The organism is Halorubrum sp. Atlit-26R, from assembly GCF_003666015.1.
Classification (GTDB): domain Archaea; phylum Halobacteriota; class Halobacteria; order Halobacteriales; family Haloferacaceae; genus Halorubrum.
In genome coordinates this window covers 14,563-31,799 of record NZ_QPLT01000025.1, presented here as the reverse complement: position 1 = coordinate 31,799, position 17,237 = coordinate 14,563, and the positions used below count along the sequence as shown (strand labels likewise).

Sequence of the window (17,237 nt, the reverse complement as noted above, 5' to 3'; positions counted from 1 at the left end):
TTTTGGGAAATAGAACGACGAACATCATCGTTTGCGAATAGTTTTAGCAATGTCGCGCTAGAGACAGCTCAAAACTGGCTCGAAGCCTTCGCCGTCTACCACAATTCACGCCAAACTTAACGCGACCGCAATCGCTTACGGTCATTTAAATACCACATCGGAACCCCCGATCGGTCCGACGCAGTTCTCGACTCGCCTCTCGGGAGACGTCCAGCTCAGGCCTCGTGGCCCTGTTCCGCGAGCGCGTCTTTCAGCGCAGCGAGGACGTACTCGACGTTCTTCGGGCGGGCGGAGTAGCCCATACAGCCGATCCGCCAGATGTCGCCTTCGAGGTCGCCGAGGCCGGAGGCGATCTCGAGGTCGTACTCGTCGAGGAGGTGGTCGATGACCGCCCCGTCGTCGACGCCGTCGGGCACGCGCACCGCGTTCAGGCTCGGCAGCCAGTACTCATCCGGGGCGTTCATCTCCAATCCGAGGTCCTGCAGGCCCGCCTTCAGGTCGCCGGCGACCTCGCGGTGGCGCGCCCACCGCTCCTCGATGCCCTCCTCGGCGACGAGCCGGAGCGCCTCGCGGAGCGCGTACACGTTCGTGATCGGCGCCGTGTGGTGGTACGAGCGGTCGTCGCCCCAGTACCCCTCGAGGAGGGAGAGGTCGAGGTACCACGACCGGGGCTGCTCCTCGCGGTCGAGCACCTTGTCCATCGCGCGGTCGTTGAGCGTGAGCGGGCTCGCGCCCGGCGGACACGAGAGGCACTTCTGCGGGCCGGAGTAGGCGACGTCGACGCCCCACTCGTCGACGCGCATCTCCACGCCGCCGAGCGAGGTGACGCAGTCGGCAATCACGAAGGCGTCGTGGTCGTGCGCGATGTCGGTCAGCTCGGGGACGTTCGGCTGGAGGACGCCCGTCGAGGTCTCCGCGTGGACGAACCCGAACACGTCCGGCTGGTGTTCGTCGAACGCGCGCTCGACGTCGACGGGATCGAGGGGCTCGCCCCACGGGGCGTCCACCTCGACGACCTCGCCGCCGGCGCGCTCGGCCATCGACTTCATCCGGCCGCCGAAGTAGCCGTTCGTCGGGACGAGCATCGTGTCGCCCGGCTCGACGAGGTTGCCGATCGCGGCCTCCATCGAGGCGGACCCGGTCCCCGACACCGGAATCGTCCACTGGTTGTCGGTGCGGAACGTGTAGCGCAGCAGCTCCTGTACTTCGTCCATTATCTCGACGAACGAGGGGTCGAGATGGCCGACCAACGGCGTGCTCATCCCCTTCAGTACGCGCGGGTGGACGTCGCTCGGACCGGGCCCCATCAGCGTGCGGTCCGGCGGCGTCAGCTCTCCGACCTCGGGCGGTCGCTCGTCGGCGCCGAGTTCGGTGTGGGAGTTCGACATACATCGGATCCGGACGAGCGGCGTGAAAAACCCGACGGAACCGGGAACGGTCGGCCCAAAACGGCTCTGCGGACCGAGCGTCACGGAGCGCATATCGATTCGAAACGCCGTCAGTGAGGCCCATTCGACCGCGGATCCCCGGCACCTAAACCGTCGCGACGCGTACCCGCTCGCATGCCCGACCCGGCGCGTGGATCGGACTCGGACCAAGACCTCCGAACCGTGCTCGATCGGATGGCGGACGGCTTCTTCGCCCTCGACGCGGACTGGACGGTCACCTACGCCAACGAGGAGGGGCGTCGGATCCTCCGGTCGGCGATGAGCGACGACGCGCTCGGCCCGGACGAGTCGGTCGAGGGCGCGAACCTCTGGGAGTCGATCCCCGGGGCGACTGAGACGGAGTTCTACGACGAGTACCACCGCGCCATGGAGACTCAAGAGCCGGTCTCGTTCGACTCCTACTACGAGCCGTTAGACACCTGGTTCGAGGCCCGTGTGTTCCCGTCCGACGAGGGGCTCTCGATCTACCTCCGCGACGTCACCGAGCGACGCGAACTCGAGCGGCGACAGCGGGAGAGCCTCCGCGCCATCCAGCGGCTGTACGCGGTTTCTTCCGACGACGACCGGACGTTCGAAGCGAAGGTCAACGAGATACTGACCATCGGCTGTGAGTATCTCGACGTTCCCAACGGCTTCCTCACGCGGATCGAGGACGGGACCCAACACGTCGAGGCGTCCCACGCCACGCATCCGCTGTTACAGTCCGGCGAGACGTGTCCGCTCGACGAGGCGTACTGTAAGCGGACGTTGGAGCACGAACAGCTCCTGACGATCGTCAACGCCTCGGACCAGGGCTGGACCGAGGACCCGGCCTACGAGACGTTCGGGCTGGAGACGTACATCGGCGGCCGGGTCGAGGTCGACGGCGAGCGGTTCGGCACGCTCTGTTTCGCCGATACGACGGCCCGCGACGAGCCGTTCACCGACACTCAGCAGACGTTCGTCGAACTGCTGACGCGGTGGGTGAGCTACGAACTGGAGCGGCGGCGCGCGGCCGACCGCCTCGAAAGCGAGCGCGACCGCCTCGACGAGTTCGCGAGCGTCGTGAGCCACGACCTCCGGAACCCGCTCACGACCGCCCGCGGGCGGATGGACCTCCTCGCCGACGAGTGCGACAGCGAACACGTCGAACCCGTTCAGCGCGCCCTCTCGCGGATGGAGACGCTGATCGAGAACATCCTCATGCTGGCACGCGAGGGCGGCGGCGTCGAGGAGCTGACCCGCGTGGACCTCACAGCGCTCGCCGAGGCCGCCTGGGAGACGACCGACACCCGGGGCGGGACGCTCCGCGTCACGAGCGACGGCTACGACCTCCGTGCAGACGAGCCACGGCTCCGACAGCTCCTCGAAAACCTGTTCCGGAACGCCGCGGAACACGGGTCCGTCGGGAGGGGGTCCGACGGGGTCGCGGTCACGGTCGGTCCGCTCACCGACGACGCCGGGTTCTATGTGGCGGACGACGGTCCGGGAATCCCCGAGGACGACCGCGACCAAGTGTTCGAGTCCGGGTACACGACGAGGAGCGACGGCACCGGGTTCGGGCTCGACATCGTCTCGAAGATCGCCGACGGACACGGCTGGACGGTCGACGTGACCGAGTCGGCGGACGGCGGGGCCCGATTCGAGTTCACCGGGATCGACCGGATGTGAGCGCCGACGCGCCGTGACAGGCGTGCGGCGTCGCCGATCGCCGACTGAGGCCTAACCGCGCCGTCACTCGTCGTCGACGAAGTCCGGCTCCGTCCGCTTCTCGTCGCGCTCCGCGACGAGGTGGTCGACGAACGCGTCGAGGTCAACGTCGCCGCGCTGGTTCTCGAAGCGGTCGCGGACCGAGACCGTCCCCGCCTCCTGCTCGTCGTCGCCGACGATCACCATGTACGGGAGGCGGTCGTCGTGGCCCGCGCGGATCTTGCGCCCGACGGTCCAGTCGCGGTCCTCGACCTCGACGCGGAAGCCGGCGTCCTCGAGCTCGTTTTTCACGCGGTGCGCGTAGCCCAGCGTCTCGTCGGAGACGGGGAGGATGCGGACCTGCTCGGGCGCGAGCCACAGCGGGAAGTTGCCGTCGAAGTGCTCGATGAGCACCATGAAGAAGCGCTCGTAGCTCCCGTACAGCGCGCGGTGGATCATCACGGGCTGGTGGTCCTCGTTGTCCTCGCCCGTGTAGGTCAGGTCGAAGCGGTCGGGCATGTTGAAGTCGAGTTGGACCGTCGGGCCGTCCCAGACGCGACCCAAGGCGTCCTCGAAGCCGAAGTCGATCTTCGGGCCGTAGAAGGCGCCGTCGCCCGGCTCCACGTCGTAGTCGTAGCCGCCGGATTCGAGCACGTCGCGGAGCTGGTCCTCGGCTGACTCCCAGATCTCGTCGCCGCCGACCGACTTGTCCGGGCGGGTCGCGAGGGCGACCTCGACCTCGAGGTCGAGCGTCTCGACGACCTCGAAGATCATCTCGATCACCGACTCGATCTCCTGGCGGATCTGGTCCGGACGCACGAACAGGTGCCCGTCGTCGATGGTGAACGACCAGACGCGCGAGAGCCCCGACAGCTCGCCGCGCTGCTCCTTCCGGTACACCTTCCCGTTCTCGAAGTAGCGCTGCGGGAGGTCGCGGTACGACCAGTTCTGCTGGTCGAAGATCGTCGCGTGGCCCGGGCAGTTCATCGGCTTCAGCCCGTACTCCTCGTCGTTGACGTCGAGGAGGAACATGTCGTCCTTGTAGTTCTCGTAGTGGCCGGACTGTTTCCACAGCTCCGTCCGGAACACGTGGGGCGTCTCGACCTCCTCGTAGCCGTGGTCGCGGTTGAGCTCGTTCGCGAAGTCGGAGAGCTCGCGCAGCACGGTCTTCCCCGGCGGGTGGTACAGCGGGAGCCCCGGCCCGGTCACCGTCGGGATCGAGAAGAGGTTCATCTCCTGACCGATCTTCCGGTGGTCGCGCTCCTGCGCCTGCTCGCGCAGCTCGAGGTACTCCTCGAGGTCCGACTCGCTCGCGAAGGCGGTGCCGTACACGCGCGTCAGCGAGTCGTTCTCCTCGTCGCCGCGCCAGTAGGCGGCGGACACCTCCAGCAGCGTCGCGGCGCCGATCTCGCCGGTCGACTCGACGTGGGGGCCCTGACAGAGGTCCTCCCAGCCGTCTTGGACGTAGAAGGTGACCTCCTCATCGTCAGCCTCCTCGTCTAAGATCTGTCGCTTGTACTCGTTGTCGGCGTAGACCGCTCTCGCCTCCTCGCGCGACCGGACCTCGCGCTCGATGTCGTAGTCCGCCGCGATGATCTCCGCCATCTCGTCTTCGACGGCGGCCAAGTCGTCCTCGTCGATGTCGACGTCGGTGACGTCGTAGTAGAAGCCGTCGTCGGTCGGCGGGCCGATCGTCAGCGTCGCCTCCGGGTGGAGCCGCTGGAGGGCCTGCGCGAACACGTGGGCCGCGGAGTGGCGCAGCACCGTGAGGTACTCGTCCGACTGGTCGGTGACGATCTCGATCCGCGCGCCGTCGTGGACCTCGGCGTACTTCTCGACGAGTTCGCCGTCGATCTTCCCCGCGACGGTGTCGCGACCGAGCCCGGGGCCGATCTCGAAGGCGACGTCCTCGACTGTCGAGCCTGCCGGAACGCTCAGCTCTGATCCGTCCGGCAGGACGACCGTCACCTCGGCCTCCGCATCGGTCTCGCTCATACAGCATCGGAGCCGGACGACCGGCATAAGTGTGTTCGATCCGCGGCGCGGAGTCACACGGCCGGACGGTCGCAGCGGTCCGCGGCGGCCGTCCGCGCGATCCCCGTTCCCGGCAAGCCGCGCCGCCGCTCCGGACTCCCGGATCCGGACGGAGCGATGGCAACACACAAATCCGCCGGCAACGTTTGCCGGCCCATGACCGATCATCGGGAGCCTCTGTCGTCGGTGTTGGAGACGATCGGGGAGACGCCGCTCGTCGAGGTCCACGACGCGCCGGACGCGGTGCCGGTGTACGCCAAGTTAGAGTCGTTCAATCCCGGCGCGAGCATCAAGGACCGCATCGGGAAGTACATGCTCGAACGCATGCTGGAGCGCGGCGACGTGAGCGAGGGCGGCACCGTCGTCGAGCCGACCGCCGGCAACACCGGGATCGGGCTCGCCGTCGCGGCCAAGCAGCTGGGCCTTGAGGCGATCTTCGTCGTCCCCGAGCGGTTCTCGGTGGAGAAACAGCAGCTCATGCGCGCGCTCGGCGCCGAGGTGGTGAACACGCCGAGCGACGAGGGGATGGGGCTCGCGATCGACCGCGCCCACGGGATCGCCGAGGAGCTCGACGACGCGGTCGTCCCCCAGCAGTTCTCGAATCCGCTCAACGCGGAGGCGCACTACGAGACGACCGCGCCCGAGATCGACGAGGCGCTCGACGGCGAGGTGGGCGCCGTCGTCGCCGGCTGTGGCACCGGCGGCACGCTGATGGGGATCGCCCGCTACTTTCGCGAGCGCGACCCGGACACCCACGTCGTCGCGGTCGAGCCCGCCGGCTCCGCGTACCGCGAGTTCCTCGGCGAGAATGTCGACCACGAGGAGTACAAGACAGAGGGGATCGGTACCCACGACACCGAGCGCAACGAGCTGTTCGACCCCGACCTCGTCGACGATATCCGAGCGATCGACGACCGCGACGTCCACGAGGAAATGGCCCGACTCGCGAGCGAGGAGGGCCACCTCGTCGCCTCCTCGTCGGCCGCCAACGCGATCGCGGCGAAACGCGTCGCCCGCGAGGTGCGGGACGGCGCGATCGACGCCCCGCACGACGCCGTCGTCACCGTCTTCCCCGACTCCTCCGAACGCTACCTCTCGAAGGGCGTCTACCGCTCGTTCGAGGAGTGGGAAGGGTGATTCGTGGAAGGACGGCGCCGTGATCGCGACCGGTGCGATATTTAAATAGGATCTGAGCGACGGCGACGATCGTTTATAAATATCCGCGGTGGCGCGTGCCTGCGAGCGGCCGGAGCGAAGCGACGGCCGCGAGTCGCACGCGCGAGGGAGTCGGGCGCTCCGAGGGCGACCGAAGAGAGCCCGAAGGACGCGCCCGACGAGGCTGGGGAGGCGTGAGGTGCCGTGCGGAGCGGTGCGGGGTGGGGTTCAAAGGGGCAGCCGTGAGGACGAAGCACGGCGACGCAAGCACCGCAGCGAAGGAGCGAAGCGACTGAGCGAGGAGCACAGCGAGCCGCGCGAGTCCTCACGGCTGGGGCTTTGGAGGTGTTCCACCACTCCGTTGTCAATCACTTATAATCGAGTGGCTGGGAACCGGCGGTGTCACCACGGGTTTACTGTCTGTTTATAAATAGCCGACACCGACACGCCGATTTTCTTTATGAACGATCCCTTACCCACGCAGTCGACCGTGTTCCACCTTGAGACAGTGGTCCTGAACCACGTCGATCCCGTCGGCCTCGGCGGCCGCGGCCGCCTCGTCGTGGCTGATGCCGAGCTGGAGCCACACCGCGCCCGCGTCGCCGCGCTCGGCGTGGCGCTCGCGGACGGCGTCGACGATCTCCGGCACCTCCTCGCTCGGCCGGAACACGTCGACGAGGTCGACCTCCTCCTCGACGTCGCCGAGCGCGTCGTACGCCGGTTCGCCGAGGACCTCCTCCGCGAAGGGGTTCACCGGGACGATCCGGTACCCCTGCTTCTGGAGGTACGCGGGCACGTCGTGCGCGGCCTTTCCGGGCGTCGTCGAACAGCCGACGACCGCTATCGTCTCGGCGTCGAGCAGGCGGTCGAGGCCCGCGTCGTCGGTGATGGGCATGGTTTCTCCTACGGCCGCGACACGATTAAGCGGATCCCACAGTTCCGCGCTCGGAGAACCGGCGGTCCGGATTCGCTCCGCGGCCCGGTCAGGGGAGCCGGATCTCGGGCTCGCCGTCCTCGGGGACGGTGACGATCCCGTCGAACAGCTGTTTGAGCGTGTTCATCGCCTGGTCGTCGTGGGCCGTCGAGTCGATGCTGTACAGCCCGAGACCGTCGACGCTCTGGACGCGGCCGGTAAACACGTGGAGGAAGCGGAACACCGTCTGGAGGTCCGAGTACATCAGTAGCGTCGACAGCGAGTGGACCATCACGCGGTTCCGCTCGATGCCGCGGTCGCCGAACGCCTGGAGGAACTCCGAGAGCTTGATCCCGATGCCGGTCATGTCCACCGGCGAGGAGGCGTACTTGATCCGGTCGGACTCGCGGGTGTCGCCGCCCTGCTGGCGGGTGACGCAGTCGACGACCGCGACGGGCTTCCCCTCGTAGGGCGTCCGCTTCTCGTAGTCGCGGAGCACCCGGTCGGCGCCGTCCTTCGTGGTGACGACGATGGCGCCCTCGTCGCGGTCGGTCCCCGCGGCGAGGATGTCCATCATGATGGACCGCTTCCCGCTGAGCGGCGGGCCGGTCAACAGGATGTTGGTCCCGGGGTCGACCTCGGCGTCGAAGTGCGGCGTCAGCTCATACATGGACGCACCTCGGGGGCGACGTCGTCGGCGCGAGCCACTCGTTCGGCCGCGAGGCCGGGCGACCAAGACACATCTACTACCTGAACATGCCCGCTCCGAATAATATTCTTTTTGATCGCCCCTTGCGAGACGGCGGCGCGACTCGGCGCGGTCGTGGACCCGATCAGGCGTCGAATTCGGGCACGACCCTGGGATCCCACACCCCCGGATCGCGGGAACGTGTCACGTCCGCGAATCGATCGACCGCCGGAGTCGGCGCGGAACCGTCGGACTGCGCGGCGGCGATTTCGGATCGCGGGACTTAACACGCTCTCGGAAGTACACGACGATGAGGGCGCTTAGCTCAGTTTGGACAGAGTGCTTGGCTTCGGACCAAGTTGCCACGGGTTCAAATCCTGTAGCGCCCACTTACTCACCGACCGTTTCACGACTAATGCTTATTCTCTCGTAGCGGCTCGCTACGTGCCGGAATCGGGCGAAGCGATTCTTTCCGAACCCGACCCCTAAAATCGGTTGCGTCCTACAGTAGCGGCGGTCGTAGGACCCGTCGGCACTACTTTAGTACGGAGCGATTCAGTCGCTCCAGAACGACGGGATCGCGACCCCGGACAGACGATGTAGTACAAATAAGCCGTCGAACCGGCCTCAAGACCACCGCGAAACGCGAGCGACAGCTCGAAAAAGCGAGCGAGATCGCATCGAGTGATCTGGTAGATGATCCACCGATGAGCGTAGTGATAGACACTGCGCTCACGCACATGATTCAGTCAGTGGTGAATCTCTGCGAGCCCCTGACGAATTAGATCCGAGGATAATCCAGCGGTTCAATACCGGTGTGGGCTGCGATGTAAAACAAGAATAGAAGACCGGTGGAGATAGTCGTACTCAGGTTATGAGAGGTCGGCAGTCCCCTCAAAGATCACGTTCCCACTGGGATCGTGGATGAGCTGGATTGTCGAATCGTCACTAACAGTGAGATCACTGTAGGTCACCGTTTCCCCGGTTTGCCAATCGTCTGAAATACTCGTGTTGGCATCATCATCTCTTGTTCCGTCGACGGATATGACGAGGTCGTCAACCGGAATTGCCTGACCACCAGTCTTCGTGATATTAACTGATGAAGCGTTCGAACTCTCGATATCGAAACTCGCCTGCGGCGCAGTGTCGCCTAACTGATCGCCGAGCCCGAGGACGAACGTCCCGATAACGGCCGCCAGGATGACAGTGATCGCGACCATGAGGATGACGCCGATGACGGGACTCACTGCCCTGTCGTCCGCGTTGGATTGAGTGCTTGGTTTCATTGTTTGAACCCAGCGGCCACCGCCAAACGAGTTCTCGGGGATCCGGGCGCCGTCGTCGGCGCACGAGACAACCCTCCACTCGTTCAGATCGGTTGCTGGTTACTTAGATGGAAGCGAGACCTCCTTATGTAGTTACTGCCACGAATATCAGCGGAGAAAATTGGACGGATAGGGTCAAATTCGTTGACGTGATTACACCAGCTATGAAACCCACGGCGAAAGCCCTCTCCCGGACCTACGGCGACCGCGTGTATCCGGACCCGTGGGAGAAGGTCCTCGATTACCGCCGCGTCAGCGAGTACGCCGCCGAACACCCGAACGCCGGCCGGGTTCGTGTCGGCCGTGCGCTCGACCTCCCCGCCGAGCGCGTCCGCGGCTGGCTCGAAGACGCCGTCCCCGATCCGGTCCGAGGAATCAACGCGGCGATCGACCGCGACTGGCTCGATCCGGACCCCGGCGGCGAGACGGCCGCCGCGCTCGTCGACCTGCTCGCGCACGTCCTCGCCGGCGGGAGCATCCCTGTCGACAACTACGTTCCCGCGGTGACGCCGGGAGAACGCGTGAGCGCCGCGGAGATTCGAGCGGCCTTCGAGCGCGTCGGCGTCGAAACGCGCACCCGCAACGCCGACACGCCCGGCCGCGCGACCGAGATCGTCCCAACCTGTGACGGAACGGTTCTCGGTCGATGCCTCGTCGCGATGGGTGCGCCAACCGGCGCGAAGACGTCGCTCGACCACCTCCCTGCGGTCGTGTGGGACGTTCCTCGGTCGGTCCGGCGGTCGTTCGCGCGGACCTACGTTCGACACCGCGGGCTGAACTACGCCGACAAGTCGACGACGCGCGTTCAGGTCCAACGGCCGAGTTCGTTCATCGCGGAGCTGCGCGAGGTGCTCGACGACGTGATCGACGAACGCGTGACTACGGCCGACGCCGGACTCACCATCTCCGCGGCCGCAGCCCGCGAACTCGGCGTCGAGTAGCGCCGCCGGGTCAGTCCGCTACCCTTCGAGTTCGTCCGCGTCGAGGTAGTCCGCGTCGAGGGCGTCGAGTTCCGCCGGCCGGTCGTAAAAGGTCATACTCGAAGTAATGATTACTGCGATAATGACCCATATCCTCCTCCCGGGCTCACCGTTACCCCCATCTTCATGAGCCGGTGATAACATCTGACCGTCATGGCAAGCGCGGCGTCGCCGCTCTCGGAACCGCGCGTGTTGGCGCATGCGAAGCGCCGTCTGTTCCCCGCCGACGCGGACGACGGGTACGCGGTCGTCGACACGCAGTTCTCGTCCGACCGGTGGCTCGCGAACGAGTCCATCGATCCGGCGATCACGGACGAACTGGCGCCGTTCAACCACGTCCGCGTCGGCTCCGGCTACCCCGACCTCGTCGGCGTGCGGCTGTTGAGCGACGAGCTACTGGCCGTCGACCGACTGGGCGACGACCCGCCGCTGGTGGTCGTCGAGGCGAAGGGCCACACGAACCGGCGCGACGCCGACGTCGAGCGCGGCATCGTTCAGGCGTACGACCGGCTCCACGAGGCGAACGCCGCGTACGTCGCGGTCCCGGCGGACACCGTCTCCCAGTCCGCCAGAACCCTCGCTCGCGAGCTGAACGTCGGCGTCCTCGGCGTGGCCCCCGACGGCGCCGTCGAACCGGTCGAAACGCCGCGCGTCGTCGGGAACCGAACGACGACCGAGACGACGGCCATCCGGTTCCAGGCCGGCGCGCAGGGCGTCGCCGGCAAGTCGTTCGGCCTCAACCACCCGAAGAACTACCTCGCGTACCCCCTCGCGGTCTCCCACGAGCGCGACACGGAGCAAGTCCTCGCGGAGCACGTCGTGCGCGCCACCGATGACGCCCGGACGGGAGCGGCCTTCCTGAACCTCATCGACGACCAACCCGCCTCTCCCCGGCTGACACCCCTCGGCCGGGAGGTCGTCAGGTTCGCGCTGCGGGAGTACGGGTCGGTCGAGGCCGCGATAGCGACGTTCGACGACTGGAAGCGCTCGCGGGAGCGCTTCTGTGACCTGGCGCCGAAGTGGGGCATGCTCACCCGGCGCGTCGTCTACGAGTATCCGGCGACGCAACTCCTCGTCGAGGAGCTCCAGCACATACACGACGACGGAATCGGCGAGCCGAGCCTCCCCGAGGTCGTCGCGTACCTCCACGAGTTACACCCGTCGTTCACGGTCGAACTGTTCGTCCGCGGGGACGACGACGTCCGGAGCCGCGTCCTGAACGCCGACGGGGAGTTACGGCGCGATCCCCTCACCGACGGGGAGGTCTACCACTCGCCCACCGTGTTCCAGCTGAAGGCGGTGCTGTATCACGCCGGAATCCTGACCTCGCGGGGCGCGGAACCGTCGAATCTGGATCCCGCGGGCGACGTGTGGGCGTTACGCGAGTCGGTCTGATGTCGTCCCCGCTATCTTTTTGTGACTCGTCCGGGTCGCGGTAGTCGTGCCTATTCGGAGAGCGAAACCCGCGGAGTCACTCTACGCGGAGGTCGCCGACCACGACCTCGTCGTGACTCCCGACGCCGCGCTGGCGAGCGCGATCAACCGCCGCCTCGACCGCCCCCACTTCGGGACGTTCGCGACCACGCCGCGCCGCCTCGCCGCCGGCCGGCGCGAGCAGGCGGAGGACCGCCGCGCGTTCCTCGAGCTGGTCACCGAGACCGACCACGACTGGAAGGCGGTCGCGTACGCCGTCGGGAACGTCCTCCAGTGTTGGGAACACACGGGCCGCCTCGACGCGATCTTGGAATACGACGCCTACGTCGACGACGCGACCCGCGAGGTCGTCGACGTCATGCGGACCCTCCGTACGACGTCGAAGCGGCTCAGCGAGTACACGGTCGACGAGGATCTGTCCGTCGCCGGGGATCAGTCCGTTGACGGGGATCGGTCCCTCGACGGGGATCGGTCCGTTGCCGTCGTCGGCCACGATCAGCTGACCGAGCTGGAGCGGAGCGTCCTCCCGGAGGAGTTCGACCGCGTCGAGCTGTTCGCCGACGAGGCGTTCGACCATCCGCCCTTCCACGTCTTCGAGTCGGCGACGGACGTCGTCGCCGCGCTTCTCGACACGGTTTCAGCGCGCAACGCCGAGCACGTCGCCGTCGTCCTCGACGGCGGCGGGAAGTACTCCTCGCTCGTCGAGTCCGCGTTCGAGGCGGCGGACGTCCCCTTCTACGGCGGCCCGGGGTTCGCCGACGACCCGCACCACAGGGCGTTCGTCCGGCTCCTCCGGCTCTGCTTCCGGGGGTCCGAGACGACCGTCGGCGACGCCGCTCCGGTCCTCTCACAGCTGGGAATCGACGCGCCGATCGCCGACCGCGAGCGGCGTCTGGAGTCGGTCGACGGGGCGGGCGCGGAGTGGCTGCGGGCGTTCCGCGACCGCGTCGAGGACCGCACCTTCGCCGAGGCGCTCGACGCGTACGCGTCCGAGGCCGGCGTCGAACTGAGCCGGCTCGACGAGGAGCTGCGGAGCCTGGGGCTCGCCGACGAACCCGTGACGGACGGCGCCGTCGACCGGCTCGCCTACTACCTCCAGACGTACGAGGTCCCGGTCGACAGGGACAACGAGGGGGTCCTCCTCGCCGACGCGAAGTCCTCCGCGTACGTCGACCGCCCCGTCGTCTTCCACCTCGGCATGGGCGAGGAGTGGACGCACTCGGCCCCCCAGCGGCCGTGGGTGGACACCGAGGCGCAGTTCGACCGCTACGTCGGGAGCTTCCAGCGCCTGCTCCAGAGCGGCGACCGGCAGTACTACCTCGTCCAGGACGCGGCCGGCGGGGAGCCGATCACCCCCTGTCTGTACCTCGGCGACCTGCTCGACGAGGCGTTCGACCGGTTCAGCGACCTCGACTCGGTCGAGCATCGGCGCCGCCCCCGGTCGACGGGCGCCGGCTTCGAGCGCGAGTCGACCGGGATCGACCCCCAGTCGGTCGAGACGGTCAGCCAGTCGACGCTCAACAGCTACGTCAACAGCCCGCGGGACTACCTCTTCGGGCGGCTCCTCGACACCCCCGACCAGGAGCGGTTCGTCGAGGGGAACCTCTTCCACGACTTCGCGGAGTTCTACGTGAACCACCCGGACGTCGTCGCGGCGGCCGACACCGACGACCTCGTCGACGCCATGCTCGACGAGGCCGAGGCGTTCTTCTCGGCCGCCGACGAGCCGCTCCGCCGCCGGACGTACCGCATCGGTTTAGACCTGATAACGGAGTACCTCGACGACGAAGGGCCCGAGTCCGACGACTTCCTCACGCCGGCGTCGGGGTGGGGGACAAACTTCTTCGCCGAGCACTTCGACGAGCCCGTCGACTCCCCGCTCACCGAGCGCTGGTTCGAGGACGACGCGCTCGGCGTGAAGGGGAAGATCGACCTCGTGCGGTCGCCGACGCAGCTTCTCGACTACAAGAGCGGCCGCAAGAAGCGGCTCACGCAGGTCGTCAAGGGCGCGGCGCTCGACCCGCCGGCGGACGCGCCGAACTTCCAGGCCGCGCTGTACCTGACCTACTACCGGACCGTCCGCCCGGACGAGCGGTTGGAGTTCGCGTTCTTCCACTTCCTCGAACCGATGGCCGACGTCGTCGCGGGCGACGCCGACCTCGACGACGCGCTCACGACGGTCACCTACCACCCGGTCGCCTTCGACGAGTACGTCGGCTCCCGGGAGGCCTACGAGCGGCTGCTGGACGGCTACAACGACTGCCGAGAGACGTTCGAGGACCTCGGCTACGCCGCCTACGAGGAGATCGCGGCGCCGCTGACATTCCCCGAGACGACCGACAGAGCTGAGCTGCGCGCCTCCGAGTTCGCCGACCGATTCACCGCCGCCGTCGACGCGGAAACATCTGCGGACGTCGACGCCGAGAAGGGCGCGGACCAAGCGATCCGCGAACTCAACCGCGTCCGCAAGCGGGCGTTCTTCCGCGGCGATCTGGACGCCTTCGAGGCGTTCGTCGACGAGCGCGTAGAGGAGCTCAACGCCCGGCGGGCCGGCGAGGAGCGGTTCCCGGTCGACGGGCTCGGGGGCGAGCCGAACTACCGGCGCGTGGACAACCGCGACCTGCTGTTGGGGGGCGACCGATGAGAGAGCCGACGCCGAACGACGCCCAGCGGGAGCTCATCGAGGGCACGGAGGGGACGTACCTCGTCGACGCCGGCCCCGGGACGGGGAAGACGTTCGCCGTCACCCGTCGCTACGGGCGGATCGTCGATCGACCCGACGTGGAACCGGAGGACGTGCTCTTAGCGACGTTCACGCGGAGCGCCGCGACGGAGATGAAAGAGCGGATCGTCGACCACAGCGGGTACGGGCTCCGGGAGCTGGCGGACGCGCCCATCCGGACGTTCCACTCGCACTGTCACGAGATCCTCCAGGAACACGGGTACGCCGCGCCGACGCACCTCGGCCTCGACGAGCGGATCACGGGCTCGACGCGGATCCTCGAAGACGAGCTGATCGAGGCCGAGCGGTTCCGCGAGTTCTTCGACGGGTTCCGCGACGACCACCCGGAACACGCCGACTTCTATCGCGTCCTCTCCGCGCCCGGCGAGCTGCTCGACCTGATCGAGGAGCTCGCGTCGAAGGGGATCTTCCCGACGACCGACGGGTGGTACCGGGACGGCGAGGCGCACCTCGACGGCGACTTCGAGGCGTTCACGGAGCGGTTCGACGAGGCGAACCGGCCCCGGAACGACGGCCGCAAGCAGTCGAAGCTGCGCGATGACCTGAGCCGCTTCGGTCGGGACAAGGCGTACCGGGCGGACGCGCCGTCGAAGTCGACGCTCCGGGGCGGCCGCGGGACGAAGCGGCTCGACGACGACGTGGCGCGGCAGGTCTTCTACGAGGAGCGCGACGGGCTCAAGTCGTTCGTCCACGACGTCTACGTCGAGTACCTCCGGTTCGCGCTGCGCCGCAACTACCTCTCCTTCAGCTTCCTCCAGCTGTTCGCGTTCGTCCTCCTCTGCGAGGACGAGCGCGCCCGGGAGGCGGCGACGTTCGAGTACGTCACCGTCGACGAGTTCCAGGACACCAGCGAGGTCCAGTTCAAGCTCGCGCTGCTGTTGTCGGGCACTGACAACTTCTGCGTCGTCGGCGACTGGAAGCAGAGCATCTACTCGTTCCAGTACGCGGACGTGGACAACATCTTAGAGTTCGAAGACCGGCTGGAGCGGTTCGCCGCCGACCTCAACGGCGACGCGGACAGGGTCCCGTTCGATTCCCCCGACCCGACTCGGATCGAGCTTCGGGAGAACTACCGGTCCACCGAGTCCGTCATCGACCTCTCCGAGCGGGCGATCGCGACGCCGGCGTCGGGCGACGACACCGTGGACGCCGACCCCGAAGACGTCGTCGGCCTCTCCTCGAACGCCGCCTTCGACAACACGGTCGTCGAGGGGATCCGTCACGAGGACGAACACGAGGCCGTCCTCTCGAAGGTACAGGCGATCGTCGGCGACGACGACTACGCCGTCGAGGGCGAGGACGGCGAGCCGCGCCCGCCGGAGTACGGGGACGTCGCGGTGTTCACGCGGACGCGGGACTACGGGCGAGAGCTCCTCGACGTCGCCGCCGAGTACGACTTCCCGGTGGCCTACGACGGCGGGATCGAGCTGTTCCGGACCGACCCGGCGAAGCTGCTGCTCGCGTGGCTCCGAATCTTAGAGTCGGACGCCGACCGCGGCTGGGCGGTGGTGCTCGAACGGGCCGGGTACGCGTTCGACGAGATCGACCGCGCCCTCGAGACGGGGTCGTACCCGACCGAGCCGACGGGATTCCGCGACGAGCTCCGCGAGCTGGAGTCGGTCGGCGCGGTGGCGCGCCGCGTCCTCGACCGCTACGGGTTCGCGGGCGACGTCGCGGACGTCCTCCTCCACACGGTCCAGTCCGTCCACGACTCGACGACGGCGACCCGCGGGGAGCTGATCCGACACATCGAGCGCGGCGTCGAGACCGGCAGCACCGTCGACGTCCGCGCGACCGCGGGCGACGACGCGGTGACCGTTCAGACGATTCACACCGCGAAGGGGCTAGAGTACCCGATCGTCGTCATGGCGAACATGAACGAGGGGCGCTTCCCGCCGCGGAGCGGCGGATCGAGCGTGATAGGGTACCGCGACCCGGTCGGTCTCCGACAGCGGAAGATCTACTCGGAGGAGGGCGCTCACCCGCACGTGTACGACAACTGGCGGCACGACGTCATCAGGCGCTGTCTCCCCCGGGCGTACGACGAGGAGCGGCGGCTGCTGTACGTCGCCGTCACGCGGGCGGAGAGCCACGTCGTGTTCGCGGCCGGCGAGGACCCGAACACGTTCCTCGAGGAGCTCCCGGTCGCGGTCGAGGAGGTCGAACCGGACGTCGAGCCGCTCGACCGCGGCGAGCCCGCCGACGCGGAGCTACCGTTCGCGGTGACGGCGCCGGACGGACCGATCGGCCACACGCCCCACTCGCTGATGGACGAGTCGGTGTTCGAGGAGTCGGGCGAGCGGACGGAGGCCGGTCCGGACCACGAATCGGACCCGGAGACGCGGGGGATGGACTTCGGCTCCCGGGTCCACGACTTCGCGGAGGCGTACGCGCTCGGCGACGGCGAGATGCCGTCGAACGACCATGTGCGTGCCCACGCGCGACGGATCGTCGAACTGCTCGACGGGCTGTCGGGCGAGAAACGCGTCGAGGAACCGGTGACGCTCCCGATCGACGTCGACGGCCGCCGGGTCACCGTCTCGGGAATCGCCGACCTCGTCCACGTGACGGCCGATCGGGTCGAGGTGATCGACTACAAGACGGACGCGACGCGGCGCGCGCAGGCCGAGTACCGGAAGCAGCTCAGCGTCTACTACCACGTCCTCGACGAGTGGTTCGCCGACAGGGACGTGGAGACGAGCCTGTTCTACACGGGCGACGGGACTCGCGAGCGGATCGAGCCGCTCTCGATCGAGGAGATTCGCGGGCTCGTCCGCGCGGCCGAGGCGGAGCGCGACTGACACCGCGCGGTCCCCTCCTGCTGAGCGACGCTCGGTCGGAAGCGAGCT

Annotated in this window: 11 protein-coding genes, 1 tRNA gene and 1 pseudogene; 8 read left to right on the top strand and 5 right to left on the bottom strand. The window is 67.7% G+C overall.

All coding sequences use genetic code 11. From position 1 onward, the window contains the following. Positions 1-120: pseudogene (locus DVK07_RS23760) on the top strand (IS6 family transposase); the annotation flags it as partial. A 95-nt stretch (positions 121-215) separates the two neighbouring features. Here the strand turns inward: DVK07_RS23760 and DVK07_RS18190 are convergent. Continuing rightward, entirely contained in the window at positions 216-1,388 is a 1,173-nt protein-coding gene (locus DVK07_RS18190) for an alanine--glyoxylate aminotransferase family protein (protein ID WP_121598341.1), read from the bottom strand. Positions 1,389-1,562: 174 nt separating this feature from the next. Between DVK07_RS18190 and DVK07_RS18185 the strand changes: the two genes are divergently transcribed. After that, positions 1,563-3,098 (top strand): ATP-binding protein, encoded by a 1,536-nt coding sequence (locus tag DVK07_RS18185; RefSeq protein ID WP_121598340.1) that lies wholly within the window; start codon positions 1,563-1,565, stop codon positions 3,096-3,098. A 63-nt stretch (positions 3,099-3,161) separates the two neighbouring features. Here the strand turns inward: DVK07_RS18185 and thrS are convergent, their stop codons facing one another. After that, entirely contained in the window at positions 3,162-5,138 is a 1,977-nt protein-coding gene (thrS, locus tag DVK07_RS18180; protein ID WP_199719594.1) for a threonine--tRNA ligase, read from the bottom strand. 168 nt (positions 5,139-5,306) lie between these two features. Here thrS and DVK07_RS18175 point away from each other — a divergent pair, with 168 nt between their 5' ends. After that, a complete protein-coding gene (locus DVK07_RS18175; RefSeq protein ID WP_121598338.1) occupies positions 5,307-6,287 on the top strand; it encodes a PLP-dependent cysteine synthase family protein in 981 nt (326 codons plus the stop codon). A 490-nt stretch (positions 6,288-6,777) separates the two neighbouring features. Here the strand turns inward: DVK07_RS18175 and DVK07_RS18165 are convergent, their stop codons facing one another. Together DVK07_RS18165 and DVK07_RS18160 are read right to left on the bottom strand one after the other, a co-directional pair. Further along, complete coding sequence (locus DVK07_RS18165; protein ID WP_121598336.1) at positions 6,778-7,200, bottom strand: CoA-binding protein; 423 nt, start codon at positions 7,198-7,200, stop codon at positions 6,778-6,780. Between the two features lie 88 nt (positions 7,201-7,288). Beyond that, a complete protein-coding gene (locus DVK07_RS18160; RefSeq protein ID WP_121598335.1) occupies positions 7,289-7,888 on the bottom strand; it encodes a recombinase RecA in 600 nt (199 codons plus the stop codon). 332 nt (positions 7,889-8,220) lie between these two features. Between DVK07_RS18160 and DVK07_RS18155 the strand changes: the two genes are divergently transcribed. Further along, positions 8,221-8,295, top strand: a tRNA-Arg gene (locus tag DVK07_RS18155). Between the two features lie 483 nt (positions 8,296-8,778). Here the strand turns inward: DVK07_RS18155 and DVK07_RS18145 are convergent. Further along, positions 8,779-9,192, bottom strand: coding sequence for a type IV pilin (locus tag DVK07_RS18145; RefSeq protein WP_199719592.1), 414 nt, complete (start codon positions 9,190-9,192; stop codon positions 8,779-8,781). Between the two features lie 203 nt (positions 9,193-9,395). Between DVK07_RS18145 and DVK07_RS18140 the strand changes: the two genes are divergently transcribed. From DVK07_RS18140 to DVK07_RS18125, 4 genes are all read left to right on the top strand, one after another. After that, a complete protein-coding gene (locus tag DVK07_RS18140) occupies positions 9,396-10,172 on the top strand; it encodes a hypothetical protein (RefSeq protein ID WP_121598334.1) in 777 nt (258 codons plus the stop codon). Positions 10,173-10,364: 192 nt separating this feature from the next. Next, on the top strand, positions 10,365-11,606 hold the full coding sequence (locus tag DVK07_RS18135) for a hypothetical protein (RefSeq protein WP_121598333.1): 1,242 nt from the start codon (positions 10,365-10,367) through the stop codon (positions 11,604-11,606). Positions 11,607-11,652: 46 nt separating this feature from the next. Beyond that, positions 11,653-14,289 carry a PD-(D/E)XK nuclease family protein gene (locus DVK07_RS18130; protein ID WP_121598332.1) on the top strand — a complete coding sequence of 879 codons (2,637 nt, stop codon included), beginning with the start codon at positions 11,653-11,655 and terminating at the stop codon, positions 14,287-14,289. Then, positions 14,286-17,189 carry an exodeoxyribonuclease V subunit beta gene (locus tag DVK07_RS18125; protein WP_121598331.1) on the top strand — a complete coding sequence of 968 codons (2,904 nt, stop codon included), beginning with the start codon at positions 14,286-14,288 and terminating at the stop codon, positions 17,187-17,189. The genes DVK07_RS18130 and DVK07_RS18125 overlap by 4 nt, the downstream gene beginning before the upstream one ends. The last annotated feature ends 48 nt before the right edge of the window (positions 17,190-17,237 follow it).